This window comes from Stenotrophomonas sp. YJH_SMC_131 (assembly GCF_059367975.1).
Genome location: NZ_JCAFRJ010000007.1, coordinates 121,349 through 137,699, shown reverse-complemented (window position 1 = coordinate 137,699; position 16,351 = coordinate 121,349). Strand labels below are relative to the sequence as shown.

At 68.8% G+C, this 16,351-nt stretch carries 11 protein-coding genes; 5 read left to right on the top strand and 6 right to left on the bottom strand.

The features are described 5' to 3' along the window. Positions 1–1,416 (bottom strand): XVIPCD domain-containing protein, encoded by a 1,416-nt coding sequence (locus AC5P56_RS15600; protein ID WP_495231777.1) that lies wholly within the window; start codon positions 1,414–1,416, stop codon positions 1–3. 114 nt (positions 1,417–1,530) lie between these two features. Then, positions 1,531–2,637 carry an SDR family oxidoreductase gene (locus AC5P56_RS15595; protein ID WP_495231776.1) on the bottom strand — a complete coding sequence of 369 codons (1,107 nt, stop codon included), beginning with the start codon at positions 2,635–2,637 and terminating at the stop codon, positions 1,531–1,533. Positions 2,638–2,854: 217 nt separating this feature from the next. Between AC5P56_RS15595 and AC5P56_RS15590 the strand changes: the two genes are divergently transcribed. Then, a complete protein-coding gene (locus AC5P56_RS15590; RefSeq protein ID WP_049442524.1) occupies positions 2,855–3,163 on the top strand; it encodes a putative periplasmic lipoprotein in 309 nt (102 codons plus the stop codon). On the opposite strand, the gene AC5P56_RS15585 is transcribed toward AC5P56_RS15590, so the two are convergent. Beyond that, positions 3,151–4,209: a DNA topoisomerase IB gene (locus AC5P56_RS15585; protein ID WP_014645460.1), complete on the bottom strand. Its 1,059-nt coding sequence runs from the start codon at positions 4,207–4,209 to the stop codon at positions 3,151–3,153. The two genes, AC5P56_RS15590 and AC5P56_RS15585, sit on opposite strands and share 13 nt — an antisense overlap. 111 nt (positions 4,210–4,320) lie before the next feature. Here AC5P56_RS15585 and AC5P56_RS15580 point away from each other — a divergent pair, with 111 nt between their 5' ends. From AC5P56_RS15580 to AC5P56_RS15570, 3 genes are all read left to right on the top strand, one after another. Next, positions 4,321–4,710: an I78 family peptidase inhibitor gene (locus AC5P56_RS15580; protein WP_014035471.1), complete on the top strand. Its 390-nt coding sequence runs from the start codon at positions 4,321–4,323 to the stop codon at positions 4,708–4,710. A gap of 174 nt (positions 4,711–4,884) precedes the next feature. Further along, positions 4,885–9,339, top strand: coding sequence for a glutamate synthase large subunit (gene gltB, locus AC5P56_RS15575; protein WP_495231775.1), 4,455 nt, complete (start codon positions 4,885–4,887; stop codon positions 9,337–9,339). A gap of 61 nt (positions 9,340–9,400) precedes the next feature. Next, the gene (locus tag AC5P56_RS15570; RefSeq protein WP_032962391.1) at positions 9,401–10,846 is read left to right on the top strand and encodes an FAD-dependent oxidoreductase; all 1,446 of its coding nucleotides are present in this window, start codon (positions 9,401–9,403) and stop codon (positions 10,844–10,846) included. Here the strand turns inward: AC5P56_RS15570 and AC5P56_RS15565 are convergent. Further along, entirely contained in the window at positions 10,832–13,240 is a 2,409-nt protein-coding gene (locus AC5P56_RS15565) for an ATP-binding protein (protein ID WP_053496117.1), read from the bottom strand. The two genes, AC5P56_RS15570 and AC5P56_RS15565, sit on opposite strands and share 15 nt — an antisense overlap. A gap of 166 nt (positions 13,241–13,406) precedes the next feature. Between AC5P56_RS15565 and AC5P56_RS15560 the strand changes: the two genes are divergently transcribed. Next, positions 13,407–14,273, top strand: a complete 867-nt coding sequence (locus tag AC5P56_RS15560) for a methylglyoxal synthase (RefSeq protein WP_049404244.1) — start codon at positions 13,407–13,409, stop codon at positions 14,271–14,273. A 321-nt stretch (positions 14,274–14,594) separates the two neighbouring features. Here AC5P56_RS15560 and AC5P56_RS15555 read toward each other — a convergent pair whose 3' ends face one another. Together AC5P56_RS15555 and AC5P56_RS15550 are read right to left on the bottom strand one after the other, a co-directional pair. Further along, on the bottom strand, positions 14,595–15,374 hold the full coding sequence (locus AC5P56_RS15555; RefSeq protein WP_032962385.1) for a M48 family metallopeptidase: 780 nt from the start codon (positions 15,372–15,374) through the stop codon (positions 14,595–14,597). A 59-nt stretch (positions 15,375–15,433) separates the two neighbouring features. After that, positions 15,434–16,339, bottom strand: coding sequence for a recombination-associated protein RdgC (locus tag AC5P56_RS15550; RefSeq protein WP_005411825.1), 906 nt, complete (start codon positions 16,337–16,339; stop codon positions 15,434–15,436). Between the last annotated feature and the right edge of the window lie 12 nt (positions 16,340–16,351).

The window sequence follows — 16,351 nt, the reverse complement described above, 5'->3', positions numbered from 1 at the left end:
TCAACGCCCTCCCATCGCCGGCGCGTCCTGCTGCTGTGCCGGCGCGGGCGCAGGTGCAGCCTGTTCGCGCGATTGCTGCTGCAGCTGGCGCAGGCTGGATTCCACCGCGGTCTCGCGCACCTCCGCCGCATTGACCCCTGCGCGCAGCGCCGCAGGATCGCCCGGGCTGCCCTGCACCAGGAACAGTGTCTCGCCAGCCGCACGGCCGGCGCTGGGATTGCTGGCCACGATCTGGTCGACCCGGGTGATGCCCGCGGCCTTCGCTTCGCGCAGCATCACCAAGCTGTAGTCCTCGGCATGCTCGGCGTAGCGTCCGCCCAGGGCCTGCAGGCGCGTACTGATCTGCTGCTGCAGGGCATGATCGCGATGCTGCGGTTGACGGGGGTCATCGTTGGCCGCGAGCGGCACGTCCTGCCCCAATTCGCGCGTCTGGCCGGGTGCAACCGAGGTCAGCACGTACTGCCAGCGGTTCTGCCCAGGCGTGCCGCGCACCGTCGACACGAAGTCGTCATACTCGCCGCCACCGATGGTCTGGCAACCGGCCGAATCGGTGTTGGAATGGCTGCCACGATGGATCTTGAAGGTGTCGTTGAGGTCCTGCACGCCCTGGGTATCACGCGCATCGAACCAGCCATCGCCATTGCTGTCGCGCTCCACCCGTCCGGCGCCCGCAGTGATCGCGTCCTGCGAAGGACGCAGCGCGAACTCATCGGGATGCCCATTGCGCGGATGGGTGGTCGCGCGCATCTCGATGGTGCCCTCGCCCAGGCGCCCCAGATCCTTGACCCGGTCGCCGTTGACGTCCTCACCCTCGGTCTTGGTACGCGGCGCCACATTGCCAAAGCCCGGGCTGCGCGGCGCGGTCTTGGCATGTCCGTCGTACTGGGCGGTCGGCTCGGTCGTGGCCTGGTTGAACTCGCGCACGTGGCCGCGGCCCTGCGCATCCTTCCACAGCACCACGATGCGGTCATCGTAGACCCCACGTCCGCGCGCCTCGGTGGTGCGGTTCTCATCGCGCAACCCCAGCACCACGCGGTCCTGGGTTGCAATTGCATCGTTCGCTGCGATGTTGCCGCGCTGGGCCACGATGCTGCCATAAACGTCGTACTGCTGGGCCTGACTCAATCCCGCTGTCTCGGCAGCATCGGGCATCCGCGGCGGGCGCGTCGCCTCGCCCAAGCGATCCAGCATCGGATTCACCGTAGCTGCATCCGCTGCGGCCACGCCCCCGTTCCGGCGCAAGCCCTCAAGCTCGGCGGCCGCACGCGCCGAGATATAGCGATCCAGCGATTCCTGCACCACTGCGCTCTGTCCGTCGTGCAGGGCCTGGAGGCGGGTGGCGGCAGCACGCGCATCGTTCCGCCGCAGCAGGGCGACGACCTCGTTGGCTGCGGCATTGATATCCATTTCGGGCATGGTCGGTCCTTGAACATGGTCGGTACAGGATCAGCCTACCAATCGCACGGTGTGGGGCCTTTGACAGGCCGCACACCTTCGCTGCCGCCGGATCCAGGCGGGAACCGACACGACTCAGCCGCGCGGCCCACCCATCACCGGCAGGATCGCCCCGCTGATGTAGCTTGCACAGACCGGCGAGGCCAGGAACACATACGCCGGTGACAGCTCTTCAGGCTGTGCAGGCCGGCCCATGTCACTGTCCCTGCCGAACTCGGCGACATCCCCGGCCTGCTTGTCGGCCGGGTTCAGCGGCGTCCATACCGGCCCCGGCGCCACGCAGTTGACCCGGATGCCGCGCGGCAGCAGCTGGCTGGCCAGGGCCTTGGTGAACGCATGGATCGCGCCCTTGGTGGCCGAGTAGTCGATCAGCGCCTTGCTGCCGAAGAGTCCGGTTTCCGAGCCGGTGTTGATGATGCTGGCGCCCTCGCCCAGATGCGGCAGTACCGCACGCGCCATCTGGATGTAGCCGCCGATGTTGGTCTGCAGCGTCTCCTGCAGGTGCGCGTCTTCCAGATCCTCCAGCCGCTCGCAGTGCAGCTGGAACGCGGCGTTGTTGACCAGGATATCGATGCCACCGAAGGCCTTGGCCACCTGCTTGACCGCCTTGTTGCAGAAGCGCGGGTCGCGCACGTCACCGGCGATCACCACACAGCGGCCACCTTCGCGCTCCACGTGCTGGCGGGTGATGTCGGCATCTTCGGCCTCGTCCAGGTGCAGGACCGCCACATCGGCGCCTTCGCGTGCGAACAGCACGGCCACAGCACGGCCGATGCCGGAATCACCGCCAGTGACGATCGCGCGCATGCCCTGCAGCTTGCCGCTGCCGGTGTAGTCCGGCGCGAGGAAGCGCGGTGCCAGCTCCAGTTCGTGTTCGCGCCCCGGCTTTGCCAGCTGGCGGGCCGGCATGGCCTCCGGCTGGCGGCGTGCGCCGGCCTGGGTCGCGGTCTTTTTCGTGGCCTTCTTGGCTGCGCGGGCGTCCTTGGCCTTTTCCTGGTCCTGCAGGCGCCGCTGCCGGGCGGCAACGCGGGCGGCGCGGGGATCACCAGCCGCCGCCTTGCGGGTTGCGGTCTTCACCACCCGCGGGCGAGCGGGGTCGGCAGCGGTCTGGGGCGCGGTGCTGCCTTTGCGCACCTTGGGTGAGGCTTTGCGGCGGGCGGGGGTCTTTCGGGTGGTGGCCATGCAGGTCTCCTCGGGGGGGAATGGGATCGGCGGCCAGCGGCCGGCACTACCGGGCGCATGCGCCGCAGTACCGGGGGCGGCATCCGCCGCGACTGCAGTGTCTCCACCCAGGCTGTTGGCGGGGGTGAGCGCACCGTGTCCACGATGTGCACGGTGTTCATTCCGCCACCACGTGCGCCGTCGCACGCTGCACGCAACCACACCAAGGAACCCTTCCATGAAGCATGCCATCGCCACCGCCACCGTCTGTCTCGCCCTCGCCGCCTGCAGCAGCACGCCGGTGGCCCAGGTGCAGCCGATCGACGGCGTGATTTCCGGCCAGTGCCACAGCGACAGGGTGCGTGGTGCGCTCGGCCTGGCCGCCTCCGCCGCAACCGTCGAGCGCGCGCGCGTGGACAGCGACAGCCTGCACGTGCAGGTGCTGCGCCATGACGGCCCGCGCGTGCCGCCGGCACACGAAGGCGGTGACCGCCTGACCATCGAGAAGGGCCGCACCAACAACATCACCGCGATCTATTGCGGCTGACGTCTGCGGCTGAGCCGGCGCGCCCTGCGCAGCACGCGCAGGGTGGCCTGTTCCCACTGGCGCGGCCCACGCAGGCCGGCCAGTTCCGCCAGTTCGCCGCGCTCCCAGCCGGCGAACACGCAGGGGTCGATGTAGGCCTTGCGGCACACCGCAGGGGTATTGCCCAACTGGGTCGCCACCTTGCACACCACCTCACGCTGTACCTTGGCCAGCGCACGCTGGCTGGCCGGTTCGGGCAACTCGGTGGCCGCGAACGCTTGCACCGCGGCCAGGGTGCCGCCCCAGGTGCGGAAATCCTTGGCGGTGAATTCCTCGCCCATCACCTCGCGCAGGTAATCGTTGACCGCACCGGAGTCGACCGGCTGGATGGCACCGTCGTCGTCGCGATACTGGAACAACGCCTGGCCCGGCAACTGCTGCACGCCGCGCACCAGCGTGCCCAGCCGGCGGTCACCTACCGTCACTTCGTGCAGCTGCCCGGATTTGCCGCGGAAGCGCATCCGTACGCGCCCGCCGCGCAGCAGGTCGAGGTGCCGGTTGCGCAGCGTGGTCAGGCCAAAGGATCTGTTTTCCTTGGCATAGGACTCATTGCCTACCCGCACCAGGGTGTCGGCCAGCAGCGCGACCACGACCGCCAGCACCTTTTCGCGGGGGAAGCCGCTGTGCTTGAGATCGCGGCTGAGCCGGCGCCGCAGCGCGGGCAGTGCTTCACCAAAGGCGATCACCCGGTCGAACTTGCCGGCGTCGCGCACTGCGGCCCAATCGGCGTGGTAGCGGTACTGCTTGCGCCCGCGGGCATCGCGGCCGGTGGCCTGCAGATGGCCATTGGCGTGGGCGCAGATCCATACGGCGGTATAGGCCGGCGGGATCGCCAGCGCGCGGATGCGCTGCAGGGTGGCGGCATCGCGCACCGCATGGCCATCGGCATCGCGGTAGCTGAAGCCCTTGCCGGCGCGGCGCCGGCTGATGCCCGGCTGGGTGTCATCGACATAGCGCAGGCCCGCAGCGCGCGCGGCCTGTCGTTCGGGGGTAGAGGGGGTCGGCATGCGTGCAGTGTCGCTGCCGCGCTGCCGCGATCCTGTCGATAACACAAGACAAACACGTGAGGATCGGTTCGCCGCTATGCTCGGGCTTTCACAATCCCTTCCGGAGTCATGATGTCGTTCCCGATTCGCGCCCGTTCGCTCTCCGCCCTGCTGCTGCCGGCCGTGCTGGCCCTGACCGCCTGCCAGGCACCGGCGCTGGATGAACAGGATTCGGCCACGGCCCATGCCCAGCAGGCTGCCGAAGCCGCCAAGGCACCGGCCGACGAAGCCGGCAAGGCCACCGAGGCACCGCCGGTCGGCACCTGCGATGCCAGCCAGGTGCAGAGCCTGGTCGGCCAGGCCTACGCCGACGCGCTGGGCAAGCAGGCGCAGGAAGATGCCGGTGCCCACCAGCTGCGCGTCATGAAGCCCAACGACGTGGCCACGATGGAATTCCTCGGCGACCGCCTGAACATCGAAGTGGACGACAAGGGCCTGGTCAGCGGCGTGCGCTGCGGCTGAGGCCGACCCCGCGCCGGCACGGGGTTGCCGGCGCGTTCTGTTGCACCTGCAACCGTGTATTGCGGCGCTGCAGCAACCTGTGATCTAGTCGAGGCATCCGGTGGCCTCACGATGCGCTCCAGGGAATGAGCGGGGACGAGTGTCGCCGCCAACCCTATACGCATCGAGGTAGAGATGGCCCCCCGCAACCGCCAAGGGCTTTACGACCCGCGCTCCGAGCGCGATGCCTGTGGATTTGGCATGGTCGCCCAGCTCGACGATCAACCTTCGCGCCTGTTGGTTGATACCGCCATCGCCGCGCTTTCGCGCATGACCCACCGTGGCGGCGTCGCCGCCGATGGCCTGACCGGCGATGGCTGTGGCCTGCTGCTGCGCCGCCCCGATGCATTCCTGAAACTGCTGGCCAGCGAAGCCGGCATCACCACCGCCGCGCGCTTCGCTGCCGGCCTGGTGTTCCTGCCGCACGACACCGAGGCCGCCGACGCCTGCCGTACCCAGCTGCAGGCGCAGGTGGAAGCGGTCGGCTGCAAGGTCGCCGGCTGGCGCGAGGTACCCACCGATGACAGCGTCTGCGGCCAGCTGGCGCGCGATACCCTGCCGCGCATCGAACAGGTGTTCGTCGATGCCGGTGTCGGCCAGGACGATGCCGGCTTCGCGCTGGCGCTGTTCCTGGCCCGTCGCCGCAGCGAGCAGCAGCTGCGCGATCACGCTGATTTCTACGTCACCACGCTCACCCCCGATGCGATCAGCTACAAGGGCATGGTGCTGCCGGACAAGCTCAGCCGCTTCTATCCGGACCTGCAGCGGCGCGAACTGGCCTCCAGCGCGATCGTGTTCCACCAGCGCTTCTCGACCAACACGCTGCCGCGCTGGCCGCTTGCCCACCCGTTCCGGATGCTCGCCCACAATGGCGAGATCAACACCATCGAAGGCAACCGCCGCTGGGCCCAGGCGCGCAGCAAGGTGTGGAAGACGCCGCGCTTCGACATCGCCGAATTCGACCCGGTGATCTCCATGCATGGCTCGGACTCGCAGAGCCTGGACAACATGCTGGAACTGATGGTCGCCGGTGGCATGGAGCTGATCCAGGCGCTGCGCATCCTGGTGCCGCCGGCCACCCAGTCGCTGGAGTTCAAGGACCCGGACCTGGCCGCGTTCTACGAGTTCCACGGCCTGAACAGCGAGCCGTGGGATGGCCCGGCCGGCATCGTTGCCTGCGACAGCCGCTACGCCGTCTGCACCCTCGACCGCAACGGCCTGCGCCCGGCACGCTGGATGCTGACCGCCGACCGCCACTTCCTGGTTGCCTCTGAAGCGGGCGTGTGGGAAGTGCCCACCGAGCGGGTGGTGCGCAAGGGCAAGCTCGGCCCCGGCGAAATGATCGCGATCGACCTCAAGCGCGGCGACCTGCTCGACTCCGATGCGGTCGACCGCATCAACCGCGGCCGCGCGCCCTACAAGCAGTGGCTGCAGCAGGGCGTGACCTACCTGCAGACCGAACTGATCGACCCGTCGCTGGTGGAAGAGCCGTTCGACGAAGCCACCCTGCGCAGCTACCACAAGCTGTACCAGCTCAGCAGCGAGGAAGTGGAGCAGGTGCTGCGGCCGCTGGCCGAGACCGAGCAGGAAGCCACCGGCTCGATGGGCGACGACACGCCGATGGCGGTGCTGAGCCAGCGCAGCCGCCCGCTGTACGACTATTTCCGCCAGGCCTTCGCGCAGGTCACCAACCCGCCGATCGATCCGCTGCGCGAAGACTGCGCGATGTCCCTGTCCACCCAGCTCGGCAAGGAGACCAACATCTTCCATGCCGGTCCGGAGACGGTGAACCACGTCATCCTCAATTCGCCGGTGCTCAGCCAGCGCAAGCTGCGCCAGCTGCTGAAGATGGACCAGTACGCGCAGGCCAACCGTCTGCTCGACCTGTCCTACAGCGAAGACGAGGGCCTGCGTGCCGGCATCGAGCGCATCTGCGCCGAGGCCGAACAGGCCGCGCGCGAAGGCATGGTGATGCTGCTGCTGTCCGACCGCTACCCGGTGGCCGGGCGGCCGATGGTGCATGCGCTGCTGGCCACCAGCGCCATCCACCACCACCTCTCGCGGCTGGGCCTGCGCTGCGACGTGAATCTCATCGTCGAGACCGGCACCGCGCGCGACCCGCATCACATGGCCTGCCTGCTCGGCTTCGGCGCCACGGCGGTGTATCCGTACCTGGCCTACCAGACCCTGTTCGACCTGGGCCGCCGCGGCATCCTCAAGCTCAGCAAGGGCGGTGAGCAGTCGCAGATCGGCCGCCGCTACCGCAAGGGCGTCTACAAGGGGCTGTCGAAGATCATCTCGAAGATGGGCATCTGTACCGTGGCCAGCTACCGCGGCGCGCAGCTGTTCGAGATCATCGGCCTGGAACCGGAGGTCGTCGATCTGTGCTTCCCGGATACCGCTTCGCGCATCGGTGGCGCGGGTTTCGCGCGCCTGGATGCCGACGCGCGCGAGCTGTGCGCGCAGGCGTGGGACGCGCAGCAGGACGTGGATGTCGGCGGCCTGCTGAAGTACGTGCACGGCGGCGAGTACCACATGTACAACCCGGACGTGGTCACCACCCTGCAGCACGCGGCGCGCAGCGGCGATCCGCGTGCCTGGCAGCAGTACTGCGATGCGGTGCATGCGCGCCCGCCCTCGGCACTGCGTGACCTGCTGGAACTGGTCCCTGCCGCCACGCCCGCACCGCTCGATGAAGTGGCCCCGGCCAGCGAACTGTTCCCGCGCTTCGATACCGCGGCGATCAGCCTCGGCGCCCTGTCACCGGAAGCGCATGAAGCGCTGGCGATTGCGATGAATCGCCTGGGTGGCCGCAGCAATTCCGGCGAAGGCGGTGAAGACCCCGCACGCTATGGCACCGCCAGGCGCAGCAAGATCAAGCAGGTGGCCTCCGGGCGCTTCGGCGTGACCGCCGAGTACCTGGTCAATGCCGAGGTGCTGCAGATCAAGGTCGCGCAGGGTGCCAAGCCCGGCGAGGGTGGCCAGCTGCCCGGGCACAAGGTCAACGAACTGATCGCGCGGCTGCGCTATGCGCGCCCGGGCATCGGCCTGATTTCGCCGCCGCCGCATCACGACATCTATTCGATCGAGGACCTGGCGCAGCTGATCTACGACCTCAAGCAGGTCAACCCGACCGCGCTGGTGTCGGTGAAGCTGGTCAGCCATGCCGGCGTCGGAACGATTGCGGCGGGCGTGGTCAAGGCCGGTGCGGATCTGATCACCATCTCCGGCCATGATGGCGGCACGGGTGCCTCGCCGGTCAGCTCGATCCGCTATGCCGGCGTGCCGTGGGAGCTGGGCGTGGCCGAGGCGCACCAGGCGCTGCTCGCCAACGACCTGCGCGGCCGTACCCTGCTGCAGACCGATGGCGGCCTGAAGACCGGGCTGGACGTGGTCAAGGCCGCATTGCTGGGCGCCGACAGCTTCGGCTTCGGCACCGCGCCGATGATCGTGCTGGGCTGCAAGTACCTGCGCATCTGCCACCTCAACAACTGTGCCACCGGCGTGGCCACCCAGGACGAGCGCCTGCGCGAGAACCACTTCACCGGGCAGCCCGAGCGCGTGGAGAACTTCTTCCGGCTGCTGGCCGAAGAAGTGCGTGGCTGGCTGTCCTACCTGGGCGCGCGTTCGCTGGAAGAGATCGTCGGCCGTACCGACCTGCTGCGCCAGGTCGAATCCGCGCCGCGCGACGGCGTGCGCGTGGACCTGTCGCGCCTGCTGGCCGACAGCCGCTACGAGGGCAGCCACTGCGCCGCGCAGCGCCTGTACGAATCGCCGGACAGCCTGGCCACGCAGATGGATGGCCTGCTGGCCCCGGCCATCGAGCACAAGCGCGGCGGCGAGCATCGCTTCCTGATCCACAACACCGACCGCAGCATCGGTACCCGCCTGGCGGGTGCGGTGGCACGCGCGCACGGCAACCAGGGCATGGCCGAGGCACCGCTGGAACTGCGCTTCCGTGGCAGCGCCGGGCAGAGCTTCGGCGCCTTCAATGTCGGTGGCCTGCACCTGGAAGTGGAAGGCGAAGCCAACGATTACGTCGGCAAGGGCATGGCTGGCGGCCGGCTGGTGGTGCGGCCGCCGCGTGGCGCGCGCTTCGAGGCACGCAGCACCGCCATCATCGGCAACACCTGCCTGTACGGTGCCACCGGCGGTGAGCTGTTCGCTGCCGGCCGCGCCGGCGAGCGCTTCGCGGTGCGCAATTCCGGCGCGCTGGCCGTGGTCGAAGGTGCCGGTGACCACTGCTGCGAGTACATGACCGATGGCGTGGTGCTGGTGCTGGGCAAGGTCGGGCTGAACTTCGGCGCCGGCTTCACCGGCGGCCTGGCCTACGTACTGGACGTGGACCGTGATTTCGTCGACCGCTACAACCACGAGCTGATCGACATCCATCGCGTGTCCGCCGAAGGCTTCGAGAACTACCGCCAGCACCTGCACCGCCTGATCGGCCGCCATCGCGAGCTGACCGGCAGCATCTGGGCACAGCAGATCCTGGACGAGTTCCGCGATTACATCGGCAAGTTCTGGCTGGTCAAACCCAAGGCCGCCAGCATCGAGTCGCTGACCGAAACCCTGCGACGCGCCGCGTGATGTTTTCCGGTAGTGCCGGCCGCTGGCCGGCAACGTTCCCCCCCGCATTCCAGAGCCCGCCATGAGCCGCAAGCACGCCTTCCAGTTCCTCGACCTGCCCCGCACCATGCCGCAGCGCATCCCGGTGGAACTGCGCACGTCCGGCGACTGGGGCGAGCTGTACGGAAAGTTCGGCAAGGAGGACGCCCAGTACCAGGCGGGCCGCTGCCTGGACTGCGGCAACCCGTACTGCAGCTGGAAGTGCCCGGTGCACAACGCCATTCCGCAGTGGCTGCAGCTGGTGCAGGAGAACCGCATCCACGAAGCCGCCACGCTGTGCCACAGCACCAACCCGCTGCCGGAGGTGTGCGGCCGGGTCTGCCCGCAGGATCGCCTGTGCGAGGGCAGCTGCACGCTGGAAGAGTTCGGTGCGGTCACCATCGGTGCGGTGGAGAAATACATCGTCGATACCGCGCTGGCCAGCGGCTGGCGCCCTGACCTGGGCGCGGTGCAGCCGACCGGCCGCAGCGTTGCGGTGATCGGGGCCGGTCCCGCGGGCCTGGCCTGCGCCGACCGCCTGGCCCGCGCCGGCATTGCCGCGGTGGTCTATGACCGCTACGAGCAGATCGGCGGCCTGCTGCAGTTCGGCATTCCCAGCTTCAAGCTGGACAAGGACGTGATCCACCGGCGCCGCGACGTGCTGGAGGGCATGGGCGTGCAGTTCCGCCTCGGCGTGGAGATCGGCCGCGACCTCAGCGTGCAGCAGCTGCTGGACACCCACGATGCGGTGTTCATCGGTACCGGCGCCTACCGCTACACCGATGGTGGCCTCGACGGCCAGGACCTGAAGGGCGTGCTGCCGGCGCTGCCGTTCCTGGTGCAGAACAGCCGCATCGTCGGCGGCGATGACCCGAAGGGCCGGCCGATTGCCGGCTGGGAAGACACCATCGCCCTGCCCGACCTCAACGGCAAGCGGGTGGTGGTGCTCGGTGGTGGCGATACCGGCATGGACTGCGTGCGCAGCGCGGTGCGCCTCGGCGCGGCCAAGGTCACCTGCGCCTACCGGCGCGACGAAGCCAACATGCCCGGCAGCGCTCGCGAAGTGGCCAATGCGCGCGAAGAGGGCGTGCGCTTCCTGTTCAACCGCCAACCGCTGTCGATCGAAGCCGGCGCCGACGATGAAGTGATCGGCGTGACCGTGGTCGAAACCCGGCTGGGCGAACCCGATGCCAATGGCCGCCAGAACGCCGTGCCGATCGAAGGCAGTGAATCCCTGCTGGAAGCGGACGTGGTGATCATCGCCTTCGGCTTCTCGCCGAGCGTGCCGGCGTGGCTGGCGGACCTGGGGGTGGAAGGCCAGCCCAACGGCCGCATCGTCGCCGGGGGCAAGGACCGCCTGCCGTTCCAGACCGCGCATCCACGCCTGTTCGCCGGTGGCGACGCGGTACGCGGTGCAGACCTGGTGGTGACCGCCGTGGCCGAAGGCCGCGATGCCGCTGCCAGCATCGTCCGCCTACTGGCGCACTGAGTCCGGCAACAGCAGCTCCTCCAGCAGCGCGCGCAGTTCGCACGGCGCCACCGGCTTGGCCAGGAAATGGTCGATGCCCGCATCACGGCAGGCCTCGCGTGTGCGTTCCAGCACACTGGCAGTCAGCGCGACGATCGGCACCTGCGCACGGATGGCACAGGTATCGCCACGGATCGCCCGTGCCAGCGCGAAGCCGTCCATGTGCGGCATATGGCAGTCGGTGATGACCAGATCAAAGGGCTGCGCCTGCCAGGCCTCCCATGCCTGCTGGCCGTCGTCGCAGGCGTGTACCTGCAGCCCCAGCTCGCGCAGGCGCTGCACCAGCAACTGCAGGTTGGTCGGATGGTCTTCAACAACCAGTGCCCGCGCCGGCGGCAGCGGCCGTTGCACGGCCGTCGTGAGCACCGGTACCACCGTCGGTGCCGCACAGGCCGCCAGCACGAGTTCCAGCCATACGGTGGTTCCCTTGCCCGGCGCGCTGCGCAGGTGCAGCTGGCCCCCCATCGATGCCGCCAGCTCGCGGCAGATCGACAGGCCCAGCCCACTGCCACCAAAGCGGCGCGTGGTCGAGGTCTCGGCCTGCTCGTAGGCAGCGAATACCGCCTGTTGCCGCTCCATGCTGATGCCCACGCCCGTATCGGTCACCTGCAGGCGCAACCGCTGCCCGCCATCGCGCTGCTGCAGCACATGGGCCTGCAGCACCACGCTTCCCTGCAGAGTGAACTTGAGTGCATTACCGGCCAGGTTGAACAGGACCTGGCGCAGGCGCAGCCCATCGGCCAGCGACCACTGCTGCAGCATGGGGTCGATCTCGCTGTGCAGGTGCAGGCCGCGGCTGGCCGCGACGGGCATCAACAGCTGCTGCACCGCGCGCACCAGCGCCGCAAGATCGGTCGGCCGCAGCTGCAGTGGCGCTGGCTGCAGGCGCTGGCTGTGCAGCACATCGTCCAGGATCTGCCGCAGCATCTGCGCGGCATCACCCACGGTGGTCAGCACCTGCCGCTGGCCCGCATCCAGGTCACTGGCAGCCAATCGCTCCAGCATGCCCAGCAGGGTACTCATCGGCGTGCGGATCTGGTGGCTCATGGTCGCCAGGAAATGGCTCTTGGCCAGCGCCGCCTGCTCGGCCGCGCGGCGCGCCTCGGCCAGCGCTACTGCACGCGCCTGTGCTTCACTGACATCCAACCAGTAGCCGCTCCACTCCACGCTGCTGTCATCGCACTGCAGCGGTCGTCCCTGTGAGCGGACCCAGCGCCAGCCCTGCGCCGACCGGGTGCGGAACGTAACGTCGATGGGACCGCGCACCAGCGCGGCCGCTTCGATGCACGCCATCACCCGGCTGCGGTCGTCGGCATGCACCGCGGCCAGCAGTTGCAGATGGTCGATCCGCGCAGTCTCCACGCTTACGCCGAACAACGCCTGCACGTCACCGGCGATCTGCGCCAGGCTGTAGTGGCCGGTTGCCGAACGGCGGGCCTGGTAGACCACCGCCGGCAGGTTCGCGGTGACGTCGTGCAACCGCTGCTCCAGCACGCGGCGGCGCACGCTCTCGCGATGCACGCGCCAGTAGCCGAAGGCATGCAGCAGCACGAGCGCGAGCAGGATCAGCGACGCCGGCACCAGCCAGCGCAGCGCCGAACCGGTGAGCCGCGCGCGTGGCCGGTCCGGCAGCCAGGCGCTGCGGCTCGACGCGCGACGTGCATCGCTCTCCTGCAGGAGCCGCTGGTCGAAAGCAGCGACCACCTCGGCACAGGCCGGCACGGCCGCGAGTACCAGTGCATCGCCGAAGCCTGCGGGTGCCGCGATCACCACAGCATCACCTGGCTCCGCGCGGAGCGCGGCCTCCAGTTCAGCGAGATTGGCGACCACGGCGTCGACCAGCCCGGCACGCAGCAGTGACAGCGCGTGGTCCAGCGGCGCAGGGGCCAGCAGCTGCGCCCCCGGGGCCTGCTCGGCCAGCAATGGCTCCAGCGGCAGCCGGTCCGGGCTGGCCACGCTGCGGCCACGCAGGCCCTCCAGCCCCAGCACCGCAGCGGCGCCCTCGCGCCGCACGATCACCTGCGGCACCTCCAGGTAGGCCCTGCTGGCCACCCAGCCTGTCGGCAGCTGTGCGCGCGGCCAGCCCAGCAGCACCTGGGTGCCGGCCGGCAGTGCTCCCTCGGTAAGTACCGTCGCAGGCAACGGCTTCGCATGCTGCGCCGCCTGCATGCCCAGCAGCGGCAGGTAATCCGCGGCCAGTCCCGCAACCTCGCCCTGCTGGCTGTATGACAGGGGCGGCCGGTCGGAGCGCCATGCCACCTGCAGGGGGCCCGTACAACCGGATGCAGCGGCGATGCCGGGCAGCAACAGCGATGCCATGACGGCGGCGACGGCGCGGCGGCCGGCGACATTCACGGTAGACGTCCTCATTTCGCGGGCAGGAACCACGGCCGCGCAGCGGTACCGCTGCCAGCCACGCTAGCGAGGCAGGCTTCCGCGACAATGAGAAAAATTGGAAAAGCATCCGCATCGGCGAATGCCGACATACACTGCCGCTTCTACCCGTCCTACGGAGCGCTCGATGCGTATCGGCCTGGCCGCCAACCGTCTCCATCACCACGATGCGCGCGCGGCGCTGTTCCGCTGGCTGCGTGCCAGCGAGGCAGGCCTGCGCGAACTGGGGGCGTCACTGCATGCGGTCGGGCGCACCCACGATGCGATCGAACGGCAGGGATTCCTGGCCGGCTACGGCGGCCTGCACCGGTATCCCTACGGCCGCGAGGGAGGCCTGATGAAGCTGGTGGCCGAAGTGGTCGGCATGGGGCCGGAGCGGACACTGGACGGTGCGATCTACCTGATCGACCCGGTCGATCCGTCCTCGGTGTTTCCGGAAGCAACCGCGCTCAAGCGGCAGTGTGTGATCCACGGCAAGCCGTTCATTTCGACCGTGGCCACTGCACGCGACTGGATCGAGGTGGAGCGCATCCACGCCGGGCTGGCTGCCGACACCGGTGCCGACGACCTGCATGCCTTCCAGGGGCAGACGCTGGCGCTGATCGCGCATGATGCGATGAAGCCGGCGATGCTGGCCTTCGCTGACGAGTACTTCGATGTGCTGGCCCGGTTTGGCCAACGCGTTGCGACGGGCACCACCGGGCAGCGCTTGAACGAGCTGGCCTGGAGCCGGGGTTGGCCCAGCGATACGCCGTGGGTGACGCGTTACCAGAGTGGCCCGATGGGCGGCGATGCACAGATTGCCGACCGGGTGCTGGAGGGGCGCTGCCAGCGCGCGATCTTCTTCGAGGACCCGCATGTGGCACGCCAGCACGAGGCCGATATCCAGCTGCTGGAGCGCGCGGTGACGACGGTGACCGACCAGGCGGTGTGCATCACGGCGCCGCGGGTGGCGGCACGCTGGGCGGCAGCGGCGGCGTTGCGGGCGGGGTGAGGGTTTCGGCCAACGGCTGAGCCCCTCGTGGTGGGTCGTTCAAATCAGAAGCCGTGCTCGGCCGGGCGGGGTGGATTGCGCAGGGGTCGCTGCAAGTACGTCCTTTGTAAGCTCGGTCGCCGCATCCATGCGGCTCACGCCCCTGCGCAACCCACCCCGCCCGGCCACGGACAGTTTCCTGTGTGCCCATCACGGAAGGAAGAAGGAAGAGCAGGAGCGGGTCGCGCGCTGCGCGCGCTTTTGTAGAGCCGAGCCATGCTCGGCTGCTGTCGATCGCGAGGGCTGGATATCCGCGCCACGCGCGTCAGCCGAGCATCGGCTCTACAGCAGCTGGCGAAGCATCGCCTTCAGCCTGCGCCCTTCCAGCTGGAAGTAGTCGCGCTGCTCGCGCCACGCGGGGAAACGTTGTTCCACTTCGTGCCAGAACGCGGGCGAATGATTCGGCTGGATCAGGTGGCAGAGTTCGTGCACCAGCACATACTCGAATGCTTCAGGGCGCCCCAGCACCAGTGCCAGGTCCAGTGCCATGCTGCCATCCGGCGCCAGCGAGCCCCACTGCGAAGACATCACCTTCAGCCGCAGGCGGCTGGGTGCACGTGGCAGGGTGGGCAGGTACTTCGGCAGCCAGCGGCCGACATCGGCGCGGGTCTGTGCTTCGTAGAACTCGCGCAGCAGGCGGCGCAGGGTGGCATCGCCGGCACGGGTCGGCCACTGCACGCAGGCGCCGTGTTCGTCGATCTCCAGCCGCGCATAGCGGCCTTCCTGCCAGCGCAGCGGCAACAGGTCGCCGCGCAGTGGCAGCACGCCGTCCTCGCCCGGCTGCAACGGGGCGGGCAGGCCCTGGCTCTGGTACTGGCGCAGCTGCAGCGCCAACCAGTCGCGGTGCTGTTCCAGGAATCGCTCGCCCATCACCAGGCTGGCCCGCGGCGGCAGCGTCAACCGTGCGCCGCGCTCGTCCACGCTCAGCTTGATCCGGCGCGCGCGCGGATCGCGCACGCGCAGCACCTCGATCTCGGCATCCTCCAGGCGCAGGCGAACGGTGTCGCGCTGCACGGTAGCGGGCGGGGTCGGGCTGATCAGGCGGCGCAGCAGACGGCTCATGCGCCCAGCATAGCGCTGCTTCGGGCCGCCGGATGACCGGCGGCCCACAGGGTGCCTGTTCAGTCAGCCTTGCTGAGCTTGAACGCTTCTTCCAGCAACAGGAACAGGCGGCGGATCTCGGCGCTCTGCAGGGCGAAGCGGGCGTCGAACTCGGCGCGGCGGCCGTCTTCGTCGGCATGCTCCAGCTGGTCCAGTGCGCCGTCGAGGAACTTCAGCTTGCGCACGATCAGGTCGTCGCCGATCACGAAGGACAGGTTGTCCTCGAAGATCAGCGCCAGCTTGGTCACCTGCTTGCCGGCGTCCAGATGCTTGTCGATCTCGTCGCAGCGCAGTTCCTGGTGCTGGCACTTGACCACGGCGCCGCCTTCCACCGGATCCTTCATCTCGCACTCTTCGCCCAGGCTCAGCCCGGTCGGCAGCGGCTCGCCGGCGATCCAGCCGGTCAGGATCGAACGCGGTGCGACTTCGGCGTTCAGCGGCATCGCCGGGAAGCTGCCGAGCAGGCCGCGGATGTCGGACATGAAGTACTCGCCGGTCTTGCGGCTGGAGGTATCCACCGCCACGTAGCCGTGCTGCAGGTCGATGAAGGCATCATTGCGCGAGGACTTCACGAAGGCGCGCGGCAGCAGTTCATGCAGCAGGTCGTCCTTCATCCGCTTGCGCTCGCGGCCACCCGGGCGGCGGCCTTCCTTCTCCTCGATCTCCTCCAGCTTGCGCTCGAGCAGGTCGTTGACCACCGCCGCCGGCAGGATCTTGTCCTCGCCGCCCACGGTCAGCCACAGGTGTTCGGCGATGCGGTGGGAGAGCAGTTCCTTCTCCTCGCGGCCGAACGGCGAGATGAAGCCGCGCGAATTCATTTCCAGCGCGCCGACCGGCTTCAGCAGGGCGTGCGGCAGCAGGGTGTCGACTTCGGAAAAATCGGTGGTGGTCGGGAAACGGAAGAACGTCAGGTTGCGAAAGAACATGGAATTCCGGAT

Excerpts from the sequence above, each read along its gene's own strand:
- AC5P56_RS15600 (WP_495231777.1), bottom strand. The coding sequence starts at position 1,416 with ATGCCCGAAATGGATATCAATGCCGCAGCCAACGAGGTCGTCGCCCTG.
- AC5P56_RS15595 (WP_495231776.1), bottom strand. The coding sequence starts at position 2,637 with ATGGCCACCACCCGAAAGACCCCCGCCCGCCGCAAAGCCTCACCCAAG.
- AC5P56_RS15590 (WP_049442524.1), top strand. The coding sequence starts at position 2,855 with ATGAAGCATGCCATCGCCACCGCCACCGTCTGTCTCGCCCTCGCCGCC.
- AC5P56_RS15585 (WP_014645460.1), bottom strand. The coding sequence starts at position 4,209 with ATGCCGACCCCCTCTACCCCCGAACGACAGGCCGCGCGCGCTGCGGGC.
- AC5P56_RS15580 (WP_014035471.1), top strand. The coding sequence starts at position 4,321 with ATGTCGTTCCCGATTCGCGCCCGTTCGCTCTCCGCCCTGCTGCTGCCG.
- gltB (WP_495231775.1), top strand. The coding sequence starts at position 4,885 with ATGGCCCCCCGCAACCGCCAAGGGCTTTACGACCCGCGCTCCGAGCGC.
- AC5P56_RS15570 (WP_032962391.1), top strand. The coding sequence starts at position 9,401 with ATGAGCCGCAAGCACGCCTTCCAGTTCCTCGACCTGCCCCGCACCATG.
- AC5P56_RS15560 (WP_049404244.1), top strand. The coding sequence starts at position 13,407 with ATGCGTATCGGCCTGGCCGCCAACCGTCTCCATCACCACGATGCGCGC.
- AC5P56_RS15555 (WP_032962385.1), bottom strand. The coding sequence starts at position 15,374 with ATGAGCCGTCTGCTGCGCCGCCTGATCAGCCCGACCCCGCCCGCTACC.
- AC5P56_RS15550 (WP_005411825.1), bottom strand. The coding sequence starts at position 16,339 with ATGTTCTTTCGCAACCTGACGTTCTTCCGTTTCCCGACCACCACCGAT.